12 protein-coding genes are annotated in these 18,533 nt (G+C 55.2%); 10 read left to right on the top strand and 2 right to left on the bottom strand.

Features of this window, described 5'->3' with window-relative positions; translation table 11 throughout:
- Positions 1-317 precede the first annotated feature (317 nt).
- Positions 318-1,298 (top strand): phage exclusion protein Lit family protein, encoded by a 981-nt coding sequence (locus tag SWE17_RS10655; RefSeq protein WP_322993076.1) that lies wholly within the window; start codon positions 318-320, stop codon positions 1,296-1,298.
- Between the two features lie 756 nt (positions 1,299-2,054).
- Positions 2,055-6,032 (top strand): hypothetical protein, encoded by a 3,978-nt coding sequence (locus SWE17_RS10660; RefSeq protein WP_322993077.1) that lies wholly within the window; start codon positions 2,055-2,057, stop codon positions 6,030-6,032.
- A gap of 314 nt (positions 6,033-6,346) precedes the next feature.
- Here SWE17_RS10660 and SWE17_RS10665 read toward each other — a convergent pair whose 3' ends face one another.
- Both SWE17_RS10665 and SWE17_RS10670 read right to left on the bottom strand, forming a co-directional pair.
- Positions 6,347-7,033, bottom strand: coding sequence for a hypothetical protein (locus SWE17_RS10665; protein ID WP_322993078.1), 687 nt, complete (start codon positions 7,031-7,033; stop codon positions 6,347-6,349).
- A gap of 103 nt (positions 7,034-7,136) precedes the next feature.
- Positions 7,137-7,277 carry a hypothetical protein gene (locus SWE17_RS10670; RefSeq protein WP_322993079.1) on the bottom strand — a complete coding sequence of 47 codons (141 nt, stop codon included), beginning with the start codon at positions 7,275-7,277 and terminating at the stop codon, positions 7,137-7,139.
- Positions 7,278-7,827: 550 nt separating this feature from the next.
- On the opposite strand from SWE17_RS10670, the gene SWE17_RS10675 reads away from it, so the two are divergent.
- The 8 genes from SWE17_RS10675 to SWE17_RS10710 form a co-directional block, all read left to right on the top strand.
- Positions 7,828-8,541 carry an autoinducer binding domain-containing protein gene (locus tag SWE17_RS10675; protein ID WP_322993080.1) on the top strand — a complete coding sequence of 238 codons (714 nt, stop codon included), beginning with the start codon at positions 7,828-7,830 and terminating at the stop codon, positions 8,539-8,541.
- Positions 8,542-8,654: 113 nt separating this feature from the next.
- Positions 8,655-9,035 (top strand): DUF4902 domain-containing protein, encoded by a 381-nt coding sequence (locus SWE17_RS10680; RefSeq protein ID WP_322993081.1) that lies wholly within the window; start codon positions 8,655-8,657, stop codon positions 9,033-9,035.
- An 83-nt stretch (positions 9,036-9,118) separates the two neighbouring features.
- Complete coding sequence (locus tag SWE17_RS10685; protein WP_322993082.1) at positions 9,119-9,679, top strand: acyl-homoserine-lactone synthase; 561 nt, start codon at positions 9,119-9,121, stop codon at positions 9,677-9,679.
- Between the two features lie 6 nt (positions 9,680-9,685).
- Positions 9,686-11,236, top strand: a complete 1,551-nt coding sequence (locus SWE17_RS10690; protein ID WP_322993083.1) for a TolC family protein — start codon at positions 9,686-9,688, stop codon at positions 11,234-11,236.
- A gap of 32 nt (positions 11,237-11,268) precedes the next feature.
- A complete protein-coding gene (locus SWE17_RS10695; RefSeq protein ID WP_322993084.1) occupies positions 11,269-11,967 on the top strand; it encodes an efflux RND transporter periplasmic adaptor subunit in 699 nt (232 codons plus the stop codon).
- Between the two features lie 35 nt (positions 11,968-12,002).
- Positions 12,003-12,524, top strand: coding sequence for a hypothetical protein (locus tag SWE17_RS10700; protein WP_322993085.1), 522 nt, complete (start codon positions 12,003-12,005; stop codon positions 12,522-12,524).
- A 15-nt stretch (positions 12,525-12,539) separates the two neighbouring features.
- Positions 12,540-13,199, top strand: a complete 660-nt coding sequence (locus SWE17_RS10705) for a phage tail protein (RefSeq protein ID WP_322993086.1) — start codon at positions 12,540-12,542, stop codon at positions 13,197-13,199.
- A gap of 704 nt (positions 13,200-13,903) precedes the next feature.
- Positions 13,904-18,533: beta strand repeat-containing protein (locus tag SWE17_RS10710; RefSeq protein ID WP_322993087.1), on the top strand; the 4,630-nt coding region annotated here is incomplete at its 3' end.

Genomic DNA, 18,533 nt, shown 5'->3' on the forward strand with positions numbered 1-18,533 from the left:
TCCGACGGTCATTCGGAGGCGGCGAAGTGCTCCGCGCACATATTCAGGCGGCCGGTAAGCCGATCCTTCCCACATTCCACTCCTGGCCGGGTCCAGGTCTTCGTCTGCGCACCCGACAGCAGTCGTTCGCCTGTGGGCTGAGCCGCGACGGATCTGTTCCGCTGGCGCCCACCCTAGATTTAAAGGAAGCTGTCAGGCACCGCTGTGGGAGGCTCGACCCGGCCATCCACAGTCGGTCGCGGCCGTCGGCTTTCGGTTAGCCTGGACAGGTCAACGCTGCTGTCTCCTCGCCCCCTCGTTCGCTCCACACCCGCTCCATGACCCCGAATCTCTCCGCAGGCGCAATCGTCGACTCGCCTGTGCTCGTCCTCGAAGGGAACATTCTCTGGCAGTTCGAGAACATGTCGGCGTTCGGCGCGCAAACTCTGAAACTGCAAGTCGAGCATGGCACCCTCTTGGGTGAGATCGCACTTGACATGTCAGCCGCGCCGCCAAAAGGCCCGAGAGTGGTTCGGCGGGAGGCAAGTGTCCCGGAGATACACGTCGACCTCTCGCACTTGGAGATGCTCTGGGCATACATCTACGGCTGGATGGTGGTGTATGAAGAGAGCGTGCAGAAGGTTCTGCTCGATCCAGCGAGGGTGATGGATGCTGAGACCGAGAAGTTGATCGACAGAGCTCACCAACTGTTGGCCTGGTCGTCAAGCTTACGAGAGACCTATAGGCCTTGGCCCGCGGATCTTCCGTCGCCGCAGCACTACGCGACGGCGCAGGAAGAGTGGTACGGACTAAAGGCGAACTTGGTCTTTCAAAAGGCGACCGCATTCCTGCTAAGTCATGAGCGAGCACACGCTGCGCTCGGTCACCTCGATGTCATCCAGAGCAACAGTATGACCGGACTGCGGCTCGAAATGGAGAAAGAGGCCGACGCTGTCGCGTATGACGATCTTCTTGGACAGAGTCTCGACGATCGCGAGAAGCTGGCTGATGCATGGGCCGTGATCAGCGTAATGCTGAGTACCCTATACCTGTACAGGGACCCGATAAGGGCCCTTCTTCCGGGTGGCCATCCGGCGCTTCATCACCGGGTGGCGTACATGATCGAACGGCTGGCGCTGACCGACCAGCACTACGACTACTACTTCTCGTTTTTGTGTCGACTGGTCCTGCAAGCGGTGTTTCCCGAAACATTGCACCCAGAGCGCCAGTTCGACGACTGGAAGGATGCTCTGACGGACGCGCTTGATCGACTTGATCAAGTTGCCCTCGCGCAAGCGCATGGCCGTCCGTTGAGTTGAACAACTCGTCGCGGTTCTTTGGCCTTGCCGCTTTGGTCGCTGGACGGACTCCGCTCGCGAGGTCCAATGACTGCTTGGTGGCAAACAGCGTGAGTTCACCGATTGAGCCCGACCGGCCGCTCCCGCTGCACACCTGACCGCTGCAATTGAATTGGCGCTGAGGCTGATTGCAGTCGCACGCTTCACGTTCGCGAATGTGTACTGTCACCAGGAGCAGACAGTGGCTCTTTGGAGAAACGGATAGCACCACCCCTGACATGCCTGATCTGATTCGACTGAAAGCCGACATCAGTTTTAGACCTAACCCACGAGCCAGAGATTTCGGGATGGCAGATAAGTATAGGTTGCGATCTGCAAATCATGCAAGCCGTGAATGCGCTGTTCAATCAGGTGGCTCAGGCGTCGATCCCGCAAAAGAACTTGACGTTGGCTGCTGTAGTTCGTCGTTGATGCCACGAGTGGCTTTACCGGCACCGGTCATTGATCGCGACGGCGCCGACCGGTCGTTATGCACGCATCACCTATCATTCGGGGACGTATGACAGGTTGGCGGTGCGTGGACGGCTGCTCTCGGCGGAGCCGACTTGCTCAGTTCGACGTACTGCGGACGCCCACGGCTAGGTAAATTGGCCGTCGCTCAAGCCGCATACCGTTGACCTACCAAAACCTCTTCTACTTTGCCGACCACTGGCAGTTTTAAGGGATTTGGCTGGGCGCTGGCGAGAATGACAGTTGATTCATAGGTAAGGATAAGACATGAGCAGCAAGAATGCCAAAGCGCCGAGCACGAAGAAGGCCGGCTCCGGCAGTCATTCAATGACCGGCTATGAGTATCAGATCGACGTCTCCGTGTGGTTGGCGCTCGACCTGGTGCTGTCAAGCGAGTTCGCAAATGAAGTGGTCCTCGAGCCGGCTACTGAGGAGGATATCGAAGCAGATCTTGCGGAGACCGAGCCTGGGCGCGTGGTGACGACCGCTAAGGTCGAGCAGTACCGACTGATTGTTCAGGCAAAGCTCCGCAGCGGCGACGCTTGGAATGTCGCTGGGGTGAAAGGGCTGCTCCAGCACGGAACAAGCCGTCCTTCCGCCGCGAGCCGGTTGGCGGATCCGCGGAATCGATACCTACTGGTTACCTCCGCCGCTGTGAATGGAGGGGCCCGAGGCTTGCAGGTTCGCAGCGCAGGGCTTTGGCCAAAGGCCGCCGATATGGCCGTCTCCATCAAGGATGCGATGCCCGCGGGTTCAGCGGGGCGGGTGGCGATCGTCGGGAACCAGGATTTCGAGCGGCTTGAGCGCGACATCAAGGCCTTGCTCTCGGAGAAGCTACGCGTGCCGAATTCGAAATTGGAAGAGTGCCGCCGAAGGCTACGGGACGAAGCCCGGGCCCGCATGGGTGGGGCCGGTGGCGGCCGTTGGACGCGCGCGGAGCTCGAGGAAGTCATTCGCGCTCACGACGGCTACATCGCCAGCTCTCCTGAGCTCGAGCACTACATAAAGCCAATCAACTGGGGAGAGATCAAGGCGGTAATGCACGAGCGCAATGCGGCGCTGATCATTGGTCAGTCTGGCACCGGAAAAACGATGGCCACGCTGAAGCTATACGACGAGCTTCGCAAGGACATTCCGGGGCTTACAAGGGTTCCCATCAAGTTCGGGCCCGAACAGATCAGGGATGACAGGACGCCGCCACCGGTTTTATATGACATTGAAGACCCGTGGGGGCGCTACGACTTCGATCCAAGAAGTCGCCCGTGGAACGATCAGCTCGCCCAGCACTTCGCGCATGCCCGACCCGATCGGCTGGTCGTTGCGACCTCGCGTTTGGACGTCGCAAGAAGCTCCGGCGCGCTACAGACGGTCAAGCGTTGGGAAGTGAGCCTTGAGGCCGAGCATTACGGCGTGCGCGAGCGTCAACACCTCTACCGTACCCGCATCGGCAATCTGCCCCGCAACGTTCAGACGCTGGCTAAGGAAAACGAGGCGGTCGTGCTGGCTGAGCTTGCAACGCCGCTCGAAATCCAGAAGTTCTTCGACGCAATGGCCACGCCTGCAGACAGGAAAAGGCGCTCAGACTCACAGTTGATAAGCGACGCGATTCAACGCGCCCATCAGGACTCCATTGAACGCACGGTGGTGGACCAGATTGAGGAGCGCAACGATGTACGCGCCGCAGCTGTGCTGTGGGGGCTGCTGAAGGCCAATGACAAGGTGGCGCTACAGCTGTTGCGCCAGATCGACGGTGCACTTGCCGACGCGCACGAAGCCTTTGAAAAGGGTGCGATGCTTCTGGTCAACTTCTTCGTTGCTGCGCGGAATCTGCGCCAGTCCGAGGGCACGGTGTCCTACTACCATCCGCGGGTTGAGGCCGGGATTGAACAGGCGTTGAAGCGGGCTGAGAACGTAACGGTCAGGTCGCTGCGGCTTCTCATTGAGACGCTCTCTTCCGCGAATGGGCCAGACGAATCATGGGGCATTGCCGCCTCCGCTAGGTTGCTCTATGCACTGGATAGGACGCCAGAGCTGCGGCCCAAACCCTCGGCTGAGGTTCAGGCAAAGATTGACGCGTGGTTGGTCGGCGCGGTCTGCGAGGGTGGCAAGGAGTTCGAACGAAACCTCAGGCTTGCTGAGTCCGTCGGATCCAGCGCCTGCAATGTCGCGGAGGTGGCACGCTTCCTCCTGCACCGGACTGACCGGAGTTTCGGGATGCTCATGTTTTGGGGAGAACCCACCCACCCGGAGGACTGGTATGAACGTATGCGGGCAGACGCATCGGTCAGGATGGTTGTTGAGACGTTCATCCGTGACGTGCTGCCCCATGGCCGTGATGACCTCCGCGCAAACTTCGTGGCGGCCATCGAGCGCCTGGTTCCTAATTTGACGCCCGTGTTCCTTGATGCAGCCTTTAAGGCGGTGTACTTTGGATACATCAGCTCTGAGGACGCCATTTCGGCGGGCGCGCTGAGGGATATTCAAGGGTTCGAGGCAATCGTCGACCTGGCGGTGGCAGAGCTCACCCCGAGCGAGGCAGAGCTACAGCGGGCAGCGGAGTTTTCGCTCGGTCTCAAGAACGAGGAGTTCAACGAGGACTACGCCCAGCACTACTCTGAGGATGACAGTGGCTGGACCGCCGGCGAGTTTCTTTCTAGCTACGTCGACAAAGTGCGTGCAACTTCCGGATACCGGCTTCTGCTTGAGCACCGCCACCGCGATCAGCTGCTTCCGCGCTGGCTGAATCGCCTTGCTGGGGACGCGCCGGTGCCGGCCGACGAGCTGAGGGGCGTTTATCAGGTCACGCGCCACAGAGCCGGCGAGGACACACTTTGGCTCGTCTTAACCAAACATTGGCTGCCGGAGGTCGAACAAGATCTTGTGGATCTGGTGTTGGCAGGCCATCAAGACCCCGGTGTTCGGATCAGCGCCCTGACTTGTCTGGTTGAAAACGCGGCCAATCGCTTTCCTGGCGTGATTGACCAACTCGTCCGGGAGGGCAAAGAGGCCCGATTGGTCGAGATTGCGGTGGAACTTGGCGACCTGCGCGACCGTCGCAATGTCTTCGAGAAGCATCTCAAGGAGAGCGCAACGCCCTGGACAGCTCCATCGCTCTTGAGCCCGTTCGACGAAGTCAGCGAGGCTGCCTATGCGTTCGAGAAGAAGCAGTCGCCTGTTCTCTCCAGCGAAGCGCAGTCTTTGGTCGCTCGAATTAGCTCGCCCAGCGAGGAGGTGCGAGTATTCCGGATGAAGCTAGATGCGTACGTGCCCGTTGGCTCAGTGGAAGACGCCCGGTGGCTCCTGGCGCATTCTGATGACGAAAAAGCCGCAGAGCTCGCGATAGACTTCGCCATTCGCCACGGCATGGCCGAGGATGTTCAGGCTGGCCTGACCCATCGGTTCGCAGATGTCGTCGCACCGGCATTAACAGCTGTGGCGACGCCCCTGCCGGCTCCGCTGCCGCCGTCGATTCTTGCTCTTGCCGAGAACAAGGGCAGCCGCGTTTGTCGAACCCTGGTTGCCCTGCTAGACGTCAAGCCGCATCCGGATCATCGCGCTACGCTTTTGCGGCTTTCCAAGAACGAGTGGTCAACTCGATCTGCCTACTACGGCGAGGAGGAGAACCTCCCGATTGCGCAGGCCGCTGTTAAAGCGCTGGGCAAGCTGGGCGCACTCGACGCAGCGACTGCCGATGAGTTGTACAGCTTGGCCATTGACACCCGCGACTCGGATCTTCGCTACGCCATCTTCGTCTTGCTGGTCAACCAGGCGGGGGAGCGCTTTCAAGATGCACTGATGGACATTGCGCTCAGTCCTGGTGACAAGTTGATTCGGCAGTTGGCAGCGCATGCTTTGGCGGGCGCGCTCGAGCATATCGCGCCTTCGATCCTGCAGCGCATCACGCCAAAGGTCCTGACGAGCAAGATTCCGCGCGTCGCGTCGAGGCTGCTGGTGTTGTTGGCTTGCGCTGGAGAAACGGAAGCAATCCTCAAGGCTGCCGAGACGCTATCAACCAGTTCGAGCCGGCGCGTGCTGTTGCTCCTCGCCATCTGGGCGCTTCGGGGGCGGGATCAGCAGTTGGCAGAACGCGTTGGACGGATGCTGCCTCCCGGTAGTGTGGGAGTTTCTTGGGCGTTGGCCGGGAGCCAGGGCAAGTTGCGCGATACCGCGCTGGATGACCTGGGCGACCCGGCTTGCGTCGACCAGGTGCTCCAGTTCATGCAGCCCAAGAACAAGGAAGAGTGACCGTGCGACTCAGGGTAAATCGCTCTGGGGTCAGTAGGCACCTTAGAGCCCCACACCGGGGACCGAGAGGGAATGCGATGGCTCAAGCCGCTAATGCGTGGTCATCTTCGCTGTTCAGGACGACGCCAATAAGCGTGCCCAGCGGCTGCTTGGTGTTAGCTAGCGGAAGTTCATTGACCCGAAGTTAACGACCGCAACCGCTGCAATTCGGACCTTCATCTCAGCGATGTCGCCTGTAGGCTGGTGGCGACCATCACTGTGGGCATGTGACCGGCAGTGCCCCATTGACGACGCGAGTAGGCTCGTACGCTTGGTTAGCCCACATCTGGCAGTTCACCGGCAAGTCCACTTTTCGATGGAGTAAGTGCTTTGCTAACACCGGCCGCAGCAAATAGCTGCTCATCAACAGTACTTTTCTTTCCCGCGTTTTTGAAATAGTGCGCCATTGGCATCTCGAAGATTTGGGCTAGTCGCGCAAGTACGTCCTGCAGCCGTTTTTTCTTCATCACCGTGTTGTCCCATGCATGCATCATGTAATAGAACGCAGGCCAAAATGAAGTTGTTTGCGAGAAGAAAACCTTTCGACTGGGTGCCGTGACGGAATACATCCCGGTGTTTTTTTCGAAGACGGCTTTTGCAAACTCAAGGTTTCCCAGGCTGCAGCCAGATATGAACAACCTGCGATTGTTCAGTTTGTCTCTGAAAATATCCGCAAACATTGCGTAGTCCGTCTGCCCAAAGGTGAACTGGAGGTGGGTGTCGTTCCCATGGCAGGAGAGATGAAGATAGCGATAGCCCGATTGCTGAAATATTTCCGAGAACCGAATCAACTCAGTTTGCGTTCGAAAATAGAAGTAGATGGGCTTCTTGCCCTGCAAGCGTAAGACTTCGTATAGAACCTTCCCATCAAGCCTCTGTTCCTTTTCGTCATCCTCACTCAAAGACTCAAGGATGAACGTTTCAGGCTTCGTATGCGGAGCAAACTTTTTGTGCGCAGGCATATGCATTTGATGTGGGTTAACGCAGAAGTGGACGGTCGGCGGGCCATTTCGCGCTAAGCCGATCGACTACCGGGTAAAAAGTGTTAATTAACGAGGGTCCCCGTCATTTACTTTTTGGGGGATTGCTAGATTTGCTGGGCTTGAGGGATGGTGTATTCCCTGGTGTGGTTTTGTTATCACGGCGGCGCTGATCCGGTTTTCCTGTTGATTTTGCTTTCGGTTTTGGTCCTGGTTTAAGTGCCATGAATGCTCTCCTTTGTGGATTAAAAAAACAGTCTGCGCGTACGCTCGAATGTGAAGGTGATCGGCGACAAGCACCAATTGCGTGAATCGCAAAAGCCATTTGCATGTTGTCCGAGTCGATTGAAATGCTAGTTGCTGAAAACCGCAAGCCTTTCCGAAGCAGTTGCAAGAAATTTCCCAAATTCTAGGGATTAGTTAATTAAATGGTGACTGCCATTTTTAGTAGGGTGGAGATGATGGCGATACGCTGAACCATCCCGATCCAATGGCTATTGCAACGAGCGGTCGAGTGTTGTCTTGAGTGCAAAGATGTCACCTCCTAAATTTAGTAGGTTTTCCTAGGCGGGAGGCTTTGGCAACCCTGCTCTAATTCTGCTGACACAGGTGTGGCGCGGGACAAGCCTTACCAATTTCAAGGATTTCCCCCATATGTCAAAGCGCGTCAACTGCTAGACTGGATTGCGTGTATTGAAGAATTTGGCAGATTTGTCACTTGGCATTTGGCGAACGGCTATTGATCAGACGTGTATCGAGAAAATTTCCATTGAAACATGAGATCTTGGCAAGAGGAACTACTGAAAATCACCGAATCAACTGATTCGGAGCAGGAGGTTTTTCGTCGCATCGAATTGGCAGCCTGTGCGATGGGGTTCGAGCACTGTGCGTACGGCTTGCGAGTTCCGTGGCCATTGAGTAACCCCAAAATTTTGATGGTAAATAACTACTCGCAAGTCTGGCAAAAGCGTTATGCCCAAGAGGGGTACCTTCTCATTGATCCAACAGTCAGTCATGGTCGTAAGTCACAAAAGCCGTTGGTTTGGACAGAGGACGTTTTTGCTGGCAGCCGTCAATTTTGGGAAGACGCCAGGGCGCACGGCCTTTCAGTTGGTTGGGCTCAGTCCAGCCTGGATGCCAATGGTGTGGGCGGCATGCTCAGCTTGGCACGGTCGCATGATTCGCTGACTACCAAAGAGCTGGATGCCAAGGAAAATCAGATGCGGTGGCTTGTCAACATCGCGCATTTGGCACTGTCGCGTGTTTTGATCGAGAAAGTCACACACGCCCAAGACATTGGCCTAACTCGGCGTGAGGTCGAAGTTCTCAAATGGACAGCGGATGGGAAGTCTGCCCAAGAAATCGCCGACATTCTGAACGTGACCAAGCACGTGGTAGATTTTCACATCAAGAATGCCATCTATAAGCTAAAAACAGCCAACAAAACTGCCGCTGTTGTCAAGGCAGCCATGTTGGGCCTGCTCAATTGAATTGTCGCGTCGGTTGATTTTGAGGAATTCGCACCTGTTGCGAGCGTGTGTCATCGGGCATACGATGCTTTCGCCTAAGGGCTACCTCAACTTAACTGAATGTCAACTCAATCATGAAAATTTCAAACCAAGGACTTGTACGCCTCACTTTTGAGGCGCTGACCACTATCCCTTTGAGTCATTTGATATCTGGTCTAGACACTGACTGTGCAGAGAGTGTCTGTGGCAGACCTACTGAGATCACTGGCTTTACTGAATGGACCACACAAACCAACCCTGCTATCACCATCGGCTGGGACTGGAAAATTGAATTCAAAGACGGTCAGAGTCGTTATGAACGTCTGGGACACCCTCGCAGCAATCTCATGCTGGTTGATGATCAAGGTCAAGATCATGGGTGGGACAAAAATCTGGTTCAAATCAGTCAATTCGTCGACTCAGTCCCCTGGTCTGCAACGGTGGATGAAGCTGTCAAATCCATAAACTTCGTCTAAATCGTCAAAACCTACTAAGGTTGGTAGGTCACAGAAAAGGCGGTTTCTTATTCAATCGACCTCAATTCTTTTAAGGAGTTGAGGTGCGATTGCTCACAGGAAAACCGGCGGATCTCCGCGAAACCATGATGGTCGATATGGGCCTCTACCGCTACCGTGTTTTTGTTGAAAAACTGGGGTGGGAGCTCCAGTGTGAAGCAGGGCTCGAATACGACCAATTTGACCGCGATGACACTGTTTATGTGGTCGCTCAAGATGATGAAGGCGACATCGTTGGCATGGCACGCCTGTTGCCTACTACTCGACCATATCTCCTCGGCGAGGTGTTTCCTCAGCTGATGAATGGTTTGCCAATTCCTGAAACTGAAGAGGTCTGGGAACTGTCGCGCTTTGTGGCCTTGGACTTCAAGGCGGAGGCCACTACCGGTTCCATGCAGTTTTCATCGCCGGTAGCTGTCAATTTACTCAAAGAGTCGATTGCCGTGGCCATGCGCCATGGGGCCCAAAAACTGATCACCGTCTCTCCGCTGGGTGTGGAGCGTTTGCTGCGTAAAGCTGGCTTCAAAGCCTACCGTGCTGGCCCACCCATGGTGATCGATGGACACGCCATCTTCGCAAATTGGATTGATTGTGAAGAAGGTTGAGCGGTAATGAAATTGACTCACCGATCTTTCAAACTTCTGGCAACGAGTGCGGCCGTCTTTGTGTTGGCTGGTTGTGCATCATTGACCCCCGAAGTTCTCAGCCAACAAGAAATTGAATCACAAAGCCGGGCTGACTTGAAAAAACGCATGGCGGAGATTGCGCCAATAAATGACGCCATCACGATCGAAGAAGCCATTGCACGGGCCCTCAAATACAACCTTGACCACCGCGCTAAGTCACTGGAAATGGCGCTGGCTTCCGGACAGCTTGAAGCAGGCAAGTTCGACATGATGCCCCGGCTGCTGGCCAACGCAGGCTACTTTTCACGAGACAGTGATCTTCTACGTTCGCAAGATTTCAACGGTACCAACTCGTTCAACCCCTATATCTCCTCGGAGCGCAATCGCTCCACCCAAGACCTGACGCTATCGTGGAGCCTGCTGGACTTTGGGGCCAGCTATTACAACGCCAAGCAAAATGCAGATCGGCTGTTGATCGCCACAGAGCGTCGTCGCAAGTCCATGCACACGCTTATCCAGAACGTGCGCACCACTTATTGGCGTGCGCTGGCAGCTCAAACGCTGAGTCAGCGTGTGTCTTCAGCCATTGTCGATGCTGAAACTGCACTCAAGGATTCCCGAGGCATGCAGGCCGCGAAAGTCCGGTCTCCAAGTGAGTCGTTGCGCTTTCAGCGTACCTTGCTGGACAACCTGCGGCAGCTTGAAGCACTTCAGAGAGAACTTACCACCGCCAAGGTTGAGCTGGCGTCTTTGATTGGTGCACCTACAGGTACACGTCTGACGTTGACTGAACCCACAGATGCTGAGCCCCAGGCTCTGGGCATCAGCCTAGAGGCCATGGAGACCCAGGCCCTTACACGCAATGCCGATTTGCGTGAGGCGAACTACAACGTCCGTATCGCTGCAAACGACACGCGCAAAGCCATTCTCAAACTGCTGCCTGGCATCAGTTTTGACTATGGCACTCGTCGGGACGATGACCGCTTCCTGATCAATCAGAACTGGCAAGAAGCCAGCGCGCGTGTCAGCCTCAACCTGTTTAATTTGCTTTCTGCGCCCAGCCAAAAACGGGCTGCGGAAGCGGCCGAGTCCGTCATGCAAGCGCGGCGCATGGCGCTGCAGATGACCGTTTTCACACAGGTACACCTGTCGTGGCACCAGTACGACGATGCCGTGCGCCAATACCAGCGTGCTTATGCCATTGCCGATGTGGACGGCCAGCTGGCGCAGATTGCAGGCGCTCAAGAGCAAAGTCAGATGGCCGGTCGCCTTGATCGCATCTCCTTGGACGTGATCAGCATTCTCAGCGTGGCGCGTCGCTACCAGTCTATGGCCCGAGTTCAAGAAGCGCTCAGCCGCATGCAGTCCACTCTGGGGCTGGAGCCTGAGGTCGGTAGCTTGGACGAGTTGGATCTTCCCGCGCTGCAAAAAACCATGGACCAGTCGCTCAAGAACTGGAAAAGGCAAATGCAAACCAAGTCTGCGCCGCAAGCGCGACGCTCGGTAGAGCAGAACCAAACTGAAAGCCAGACTTGATGTTGCGGCAGACCATCGCAGCCAATTTTTGCATGCTGATTTGCAGTGCAGCGGTGGCGCAAAACATGGGTGCTGCAGATATCCGTGCACAGCTAGTCCCGCAGCGATTTACCACTTTGTCGGCAGAGCTGGGGGTCAAGATTGCACACATCCATGTTCGGGAAGGTGAGCGGTTTAAAGCTGGCCAGGCCCTGGTCAGCTTTGATTGCAGCTTGCAAGAGGCGCAGCTGGAAAAAGCCAAGGCCCAGGTCTTTGCCGCACAGAGCACTTTTGAAGGCAATCAGCGCTTGGTGAAGTTCAATGCCATTGGAGATGTGGAACTGCGTAACTCCGAGGCGGAGTTACTCAAAGCAAAAGCAGATCAAAGTTACCTGCAGGCCACTGTCAACAAATGCCAAATTGCAGCGCCCTATGGCGGACGTGCAGGTGAGTGGAGGGCGCGAGAGCAGCAGTTCGTACAACCGGGCCAGCCCGTGCTGGAAATCGTTGACGACGGCTCACTGGAGCTGGAATTCATCTTGCCCACATCTGCATTGGCCAGTTTGCGATCCGCAGGCAAATTCCGTGTGTTGATTGATGACACCAAAAAGACCTATCCGGCCCGATTCGTTCGAGCGGGAGCCAAAGCCGACCCAGTGAGCCAAACCACAAAAGTGATTGCTGTGTTGGAGGGGTATTACCCCGAGCTCATGGCTGGCATGAGTGGAAAAGTACGTTTGTTCACGAAGTGAAAGCAACAGATCTTTAACCAAGAAGGAGTGAGTGCATGAAGATATATAGATATTCAAAATACTTTTTGTTGCCTTGGCTTTTGGCAAGTGCATTTGCCTATGCGCAAGTCATATTCAGCACAACGACAGGTGATGGAACATGCTCTAGTGGCACAACGATGGTGACCTCAGACGTTGCCTATTCCTACAAGTCTGAAGCTTGTAAAGCAATTGGTTCAGCTGCAAGTGCACGCATTGCGGGTGGCGGCTCCATGAGCAATGCAGCTTCTGGCTGCAAGGTAACGCTGAAGGACTCAGCTACACAACCAGTAACGCTATGCGACAAAGTCGCATTTACTTTAGCTACTGGCGATAACTATTGTCCAGCGGGAATGAGATTGGCAACAATTCAAGAAGCTGCCGTATTTAATACTGAAGCGTGTTCTGCGCTTTCAAGTAATCAATGGTACATCGCTAGGCTTGCGAATAAAGGATCAATTGGTGGCAAAGGTTACAACTGTGCAGTTCATGCTGATGACACTAATCCACTTGGAAATTCACTTTGTATCGCCAAATAACTGGAGAAAATCACCATGAATACAAAAATCAAAATGCAAAACATGCTTCTTGGATTCTTTCTTTTGAGTGGAGGAAGTGCTTTTGCTTGCTCTGGAGCAGATCCATTTATTGGATCTGTTTGCATGACTGCAGCCAAATATTGCCCAGATGGGTATTTAGAGGCAAATGGTCAGCTTTTGCAGGTTAACCAATATCAAGCTTTATATGCCTTGATGGGAATCACTTACGGTGGCAGCACAGGACAGAATTTTAATCTCCCCAATATGCAAGGCAGAGTACCTGTTGGCGTGGGAAAATCACCTTCTGGGTTGGTAATTAATTTGGGTCAACAACGTGGCTCTGAATCAGTACCAATCACGACTGCAAATTTACCTGCCCACGTACATACGCTTGGAACAGCCAGCACCGTTTCATTGAATGTTTCTATGAACACAGCCAATAACAGATTAGCTCCAGATGCAACATTCAACAAATTGGCTGCATCTGCATTAGGACCAGGTGCCGCAAATATATGGAGTGATACTGTAACCAATCCTGTCAAAGCAATCGGTGGGAGTTTATCAGGATCTACTGATGTTACAGGTTCAAATCTTCCTTTAAATGTAATTTCGCCGCAACTTGCGCTCAAATATTGTGTTGCCACAACTGGACTTTGGCCACCTATGCCAAATTAATTTTTGGAGTGTTCAGCACGAATTAAAGTCGTGCTGAACATTGTAAATACCATCTAAATAATATCGTGAAAAAATTCCAAAAATTAATCAATAATATTTTTTGGGTTAAAAATCTCAAAAAAAATGAAATTCGCAATTATTTATTACCCAATAAAGGACTTTATCAACTAGAGCCCAGATTGCTTTTTTCCGCCGGAACAATAACATACACTAGCGCACCACCATCTACATCAATTGCAACCGATGGAGTGGGTGGTTCCACAGATATTCCAGGAATTACAATTCAAATTACTTCTGATTTAGGTCAAAACTGGACATATCAAAGTCCTTACGCCAGTGGTTCCGGATTGACAGTTGGGTATTCAACAAATGCACCTCAATCCTTATTTACCATCAAAAGTAGTGTGACTACTACAAATTTTTGGTTTAAAAGTATTTTTATTATCGACTATGGAGGCTTTGATGTAAAAGTTGAAGGTTTTGATAACGGTGTTAGCACTGGTTATGTGAACTTGACACTATCAACCAACTATTATGAAAACACTTTTACAACTACTCAACTAACTCCAAGTAAGTTTCAGAATGTAGATGAAATCAGAATCACGCCGCAATCGGGAAGCGGCATGTACATCGTCATTAACAATATTGTTATCGGAGATCCAGTTGGCGATACCACTCCGCCGTTAGCACCTAGTGCACCAGACATGACCAGTGTTACTGATACTGGTGCATCCAGCACGGACAACATTACGAGCAACACCACGCCGGTTTTTACAGGAACAGCCGAAGCCAACAGCACGGTAAAACTGTATGACACCAATGGCACCACATTACTGGGTACCGCAACTGCCGATGGCTATGGTAACTGGAGCATCACTTCATCTGCATTGAGCCAAGGTAACCATACCCTCACAGCCACTGCCACTGATGCCGCTGGCAATACATCTGTTGCCTCATCTTCGCTGGCGGTAACAGTAGACACTACGGCGCCCGCTGCCCCCAGCACACCTGACATGACCAGTGGCACGGACTCGGGTGCGTCCAACACGGACAACATCACCAGCAACACCACGCCAGTCTTTAGCGGAACTGCCACTGCTAACAGCATCGTCACTTTGTATGACACCAACGGCACCACGGTGCTGGGCACGACCACATCCGATGGTTCGGGTAACTGGAGCATCACTTCCTCGACATTGAGTTCCGGCACTCACACGATCACCGCAAAGGTCACTGACACAGCGGGTAACGAAAGCGTCGTGTCTGCTGGCTTGAGCATCACGGTAGACACCGCAGCACCTTCGGCCATTGCGTTGAGCAGCAATACCCTCAGCAACTCGGCCAGCGCCAACACAGCGGTAGGCACACTGTCATCTACAGACGCCACCGTGAGCGACACCTTCACCTACTCTTTGGTGGCAGGTGCTGGGTCGACAAACAACTCCAGCTTTTCCATCAGTGGCACCTCACTGGTTGCGACCAACCCCAGCGCCTTGAGCGCAGGCAGCTATTCCGTACGCGTGCGCACGACCGATGTGGCAGGCAACTATTTTGAACAGACGTTCTCCATCACGGTCACCAGCAACCAGGCACCCGTGGTCAGCACCCCCACAGCCATTGCGTTGACGGATACGTCGTCCACCGACACCTTCAGCAACCAGACTGGCACGCTCAGCGCCACAGACGCAGATGCAGACGCCATTGCAAGTTACGGCATTCAAGGTGGCACTACGGGTGGCAGCGACGTTATTGGCGCAGCCACTTACGATGTGTCCAAGCTGGGCACTTACGGTACTTTGTACGTCAAGAGCAGTGACGGTTCGTATGTGTATGTGCCAAACGCCTCACCCATCAATGGCCGCTTGACCAACACCAGCGAAACATTCACCGTCACGGCTACCGACAACAATGCCAGCGCTGCCACCGGCACGGCCACCTTGACAGTGAACATCACCGGCGTGAACGATTTACCCACCGACATCAGCTTGACGGCCACATCTGTCAGCCAATCTGGCGGGGCCAATACCACGGTCGGCTCGTTGTCCACCACAGACGCAGACACGGGCGATACGCACACCTACACCTTGGTGTCTGGCGTGGGCGACACCAACAACGGCTTGTTCAACATCAGCGGCACGTCATTGCGAGCCACCAATGCGGGCAGCATGACGCCCGGCACTTACACCGTGCGCGTGCAAACAACAGACGCAGCCAGCGCAACATATGCCGAGGCCATGACCATCACCGTGGTGGATGATGTGACACCCACCGTAGCCTCTGTCTCCGTGCCTGCTAATGCTTGGTATGTGGCGGGCCAGAACCTGGACTTTACGGTCAACTTCAGCGAATCGGTGACTGTCGTCACCACGGGCGGTACGCCGCGTATTGCACTCACGGTGGGCACCACCACGGTGTACGCCGACTATGTGTCTGGCAGTGGCACTTCGGCTTTGGTTTTCCGCTACACCGTGCAAGCCAACGATCTGGATACCAGCGGGATCACGGTCGGTAATCTGTCGCTCAACGGCGGTACGCTGGCCGATGCAGCAGGCAACAACGCAGTGCTCACACTCAACAGTGTCGGGAGCACCAGCGCGGTGTTGGTGGATGCAGTTACACCTTCAGCCCCATCCACGCCAGACTTGGCCTTGGCGTCTGACTCTGGCACATCTGGTACAGACAACATCACAAGCGATACCACGCCCACTTTCACCGGAACAGCGGAAGCCAACAGCACCGTTACCCTCTATGACAGCGACGGCACCACGGTTTTGGGCACGGCCACGGCGGATGGTGCAGGTGCTTGGACCATTACGTCCAGCACTTTGGCAAGCGGTTCACACAACATCACCGTCAAGATCACCGATGCAGCGGGCAACACCAGTGCGGCATCATCTCCGCTGGCAATCACGGTAGACGCTACAGCACCCAGTGCTGTAACCCTGAGCACCACCAGTGTTGCGGATACCGCTGCCACCAACGGATCAACCGTTGCCACGCTGAGCGGCACCGACACTACAGCCTTGACTTACGCCTTGGTTGCAGGCTCGGGTGATACCCATAACGGCAGTTTCACCATTTCCGGTGGCAACTTGCAAGCGGCTGCCAACTTGGCTGCAGGCACTTACAACATTCGAGTGCAAGCCACGGATGCTGCTGGTAACACCACCGAGCAGACTTTCACCATCACAGTAACCGCTGGACCTTCGGTCTCCAGCATCAACCGTGCCGCGGGTAGTGCTCTGACGAATGCCACCAGCGTTGACTTCACCGTGACGTTCAATGAGTCTGTCACGGGTGTGGATGCAAGTGATTTTGCGCTGACGACCACGGGCACGGCTGCGGGCACAATTGCCAGCATCACCGGCAACGGCACCACTTACACCGTCACGGTCAACGGCTTGTCCGGTGATGGCACCTTGCGGCTTGACTTGGACAACAGTGGCACGGGCATCGTGAATGCGGGCACGCAGGCCATTACAGGTGGTTACACCAGCGGACAAACGTACACTCTGGACACCAGCAGCCCAACAGCGCCCACGGGTCTGGACCTGGATGCTGGTTCGGACTCTGGAACAAGCACCACAGACAACGTTACCAGCGACAACACGCCGACGGTCTCTGGTGCAGGGGCCGAGCCCGGTAGCACGGTCACTCTGTACGACTCTGATGGAACCACTGTGTTAGGCACCACCACTGCAGATGGTGCGGGTGCATGGACGATCACATCCAGCGCATTGAGCGATGGTGTTCACACCTTGACAGCCAAGGTGACCGATGATGCAGGCAACACAGGCGCAGCATCAACCCCTTTGTCGGTCACGGTTGACACCACAGCCCCTTCTGCACCGGGTGCGATTGACCTGGACAGCGGCTCTGACACGGGCATCAGCAACAGCGACAACGTGACCAGCGACACCACGCCCACCTTCAACGGTACGGTTGAAGCCAACAGCACAGTCACGCTTTACGATACCGACGGCACAACTGTTCTGGGCACCACCACGGCAGACAGCTCTGGCAACTGGAGCATCACGGCAAGCACGCTGGCAGGTGGCAGCCATACGCTGACGGTCAAGGCCAAGGACGCAGCGGGCAACGAGAGCGGTGCATCCTCCTCGCTTTCAGTGACGATTGACACCACGGCCCCCAACGCGCCTACAGGTCTCGATGTGTTGGCAGGTTCTGACAGCGGCACAAGCAACACCGACAACATCACCAGCAACAACACCCCAACCGTGAGCGGTGCGGGTGCTGAACCTGGCAGCACTGTCACGCTGTATGACACCAACGGCACGACTGTGCTGGGAACAGCCACAGCCGATAGCTCGGGCAACTGGTCGGTCACGACAAGCACACTGACAGACGGTACCCACACCCTGACAGCCAAGGTTACAGACACAGCGGGCAATGTGGGCGCTGCATCCAGCAGCCTGATGGTTACGATCGACAGCACTGCACCTGGTGCTTCGGGTACCCCAGTGCTGGCCAGTGGCTCGGACTCGGGCGCAAGCAATGCGGACAACATCACCAGCGACACCACGCCTACTTTCACCGGAACAGCGGAAGCCAACAGCACTGTCACCCTCTACGACACCGATGGCTCAACGGTACTGGGTACCGCTACGGCCGATGGCTCGGGTAACTGGAGCATCACGTCCAGCACCCTCAGTGAAGGCGCGTACACCCTCACGACCAAGGTGACGGACACGGCTGGTAACACCAGCGTGGCGTCTGCAGGCTTAGCCATCACCGTTGACACCACTGCACCAACAGCAATCACCTTGAGCGCGAACAGCGTCATGGATGTGGCCACAGGCACCAATACGGCAGTGGCGACTTTGTCATCTACCGACACGCAATTGGTGAGCTACACGTTGGAAGCTGGCAACGGCACCAACGACGCAGGCAATGCCAGCTTTGTGATTGCCGGGGGTGTATTGCAGAGCCGCTCACAGCTGACGGCAGGCACCTACAACATCCGCGTCGGCGCAACCGACGCTGCGGGCAACATCAGTTACCAGACCTTTGTCATCACGGTCAACACCAATACCGCACCCACGATCACCTCTGGCTCCGCAGCCAACGTGGCAGAGAATGCCGCAACGAGCACCGTGGTCTACACCGCCATAGCCACCGATGTGGACGCAGGCCAGACCCTGAGCTACAGCCTGAGCGGCACTGACGCAGGCAGCTTTGACATCAACGCCAGCACTGGCGTGGTCACGCTCAAGGCCTCGGCCAACTACGAGTCAAAGGCCAGCTACAGCTTCAACGTGGTGGCCACCGACAACGGCACGGGCACCCTGACGGACACCAAGGCGGTGACGGTCA

It is taken from the genome of Limnohabitans sp. (genome assembly GCF_034680285.1).
GTDB lineage: Bacteria > Pseudomonadota > Gammaproteobacteria > Burkholderiales > Burkholderiaceae_C > Limnohabitans_A.

Bases quoted from the DNA above. Each gene is read 5' to 3' on its own strand.
- SWE17_RS10675 (WP_322993080.1), top strand. From the start codon at position 7,828: ATGAGATCTTGGCAAGAGGAACTACTGAAAATCACCGAATCAACTGAT.
- SWE17_RS10670 (WP_322993079.1), bottom strand. From the start codon at position 7,277: ATGGCACTTAAACCAGGACCAAAACCGAAAGCAAAATCAACAGGAAAA.
- SWE17_RS10705 (WP_322993086.1), top strand. From the start codon at position 12,540: ATGAATACAAAAATCAAAATGCAAAACATGCTTCTTGGATTCTTTCTT.
- SWE17_RS10660 (WP_322993077.1), top strand. From the start codon at position 2,055: ATGAGCAGCAAGAATGCCAAAGCGCCGAGCACGAAGAAGGCCGGCTCC.
- SWE17_RS10690 (WP_322993083.1), top strand. From the start codon at position 9,686: ATGAAATTGACTCACCGATCTTTCAAACTTCTGGCAACGAGTGCGGCC.
- SWE17_RS10665 (WP_322993078.1), bottom strand. From the start codon at position 7,033: ATGCCTGCGCACAAAAAGTTTGCTCCGCATACGAAGCCTGAAACGTTC.
- SWE17_RS10700 (WP_322993085.1), top strand. From the start codon at position 12,003: ATGAAGATATATAGATATTCAAAATACTTTTTGTTGCCTTGGCTTTTG.
- SWE17_RS10680 (WP_322993081.1), top strand. From the start codon at position 8,655: ATGAAAATTTCAAACCAAGGACTTGTACGCCTCACTTTTGAGGCGCTG.
- SWE17_RS10695 (WP_322993084.1), top strand. From the start codon at position 11,269: ATGCTGATTTGCAGTGCAGCGGTGGCGCAAAACATGGGTGCTGCAGAT.
- SWE17_RS10655 (WP_322993076.1), top strand. From the start codon at position 318: ATGACCCCGAATCTCTCCGCAGGCGCAATCGTCGACTCGCCTGTGCTC.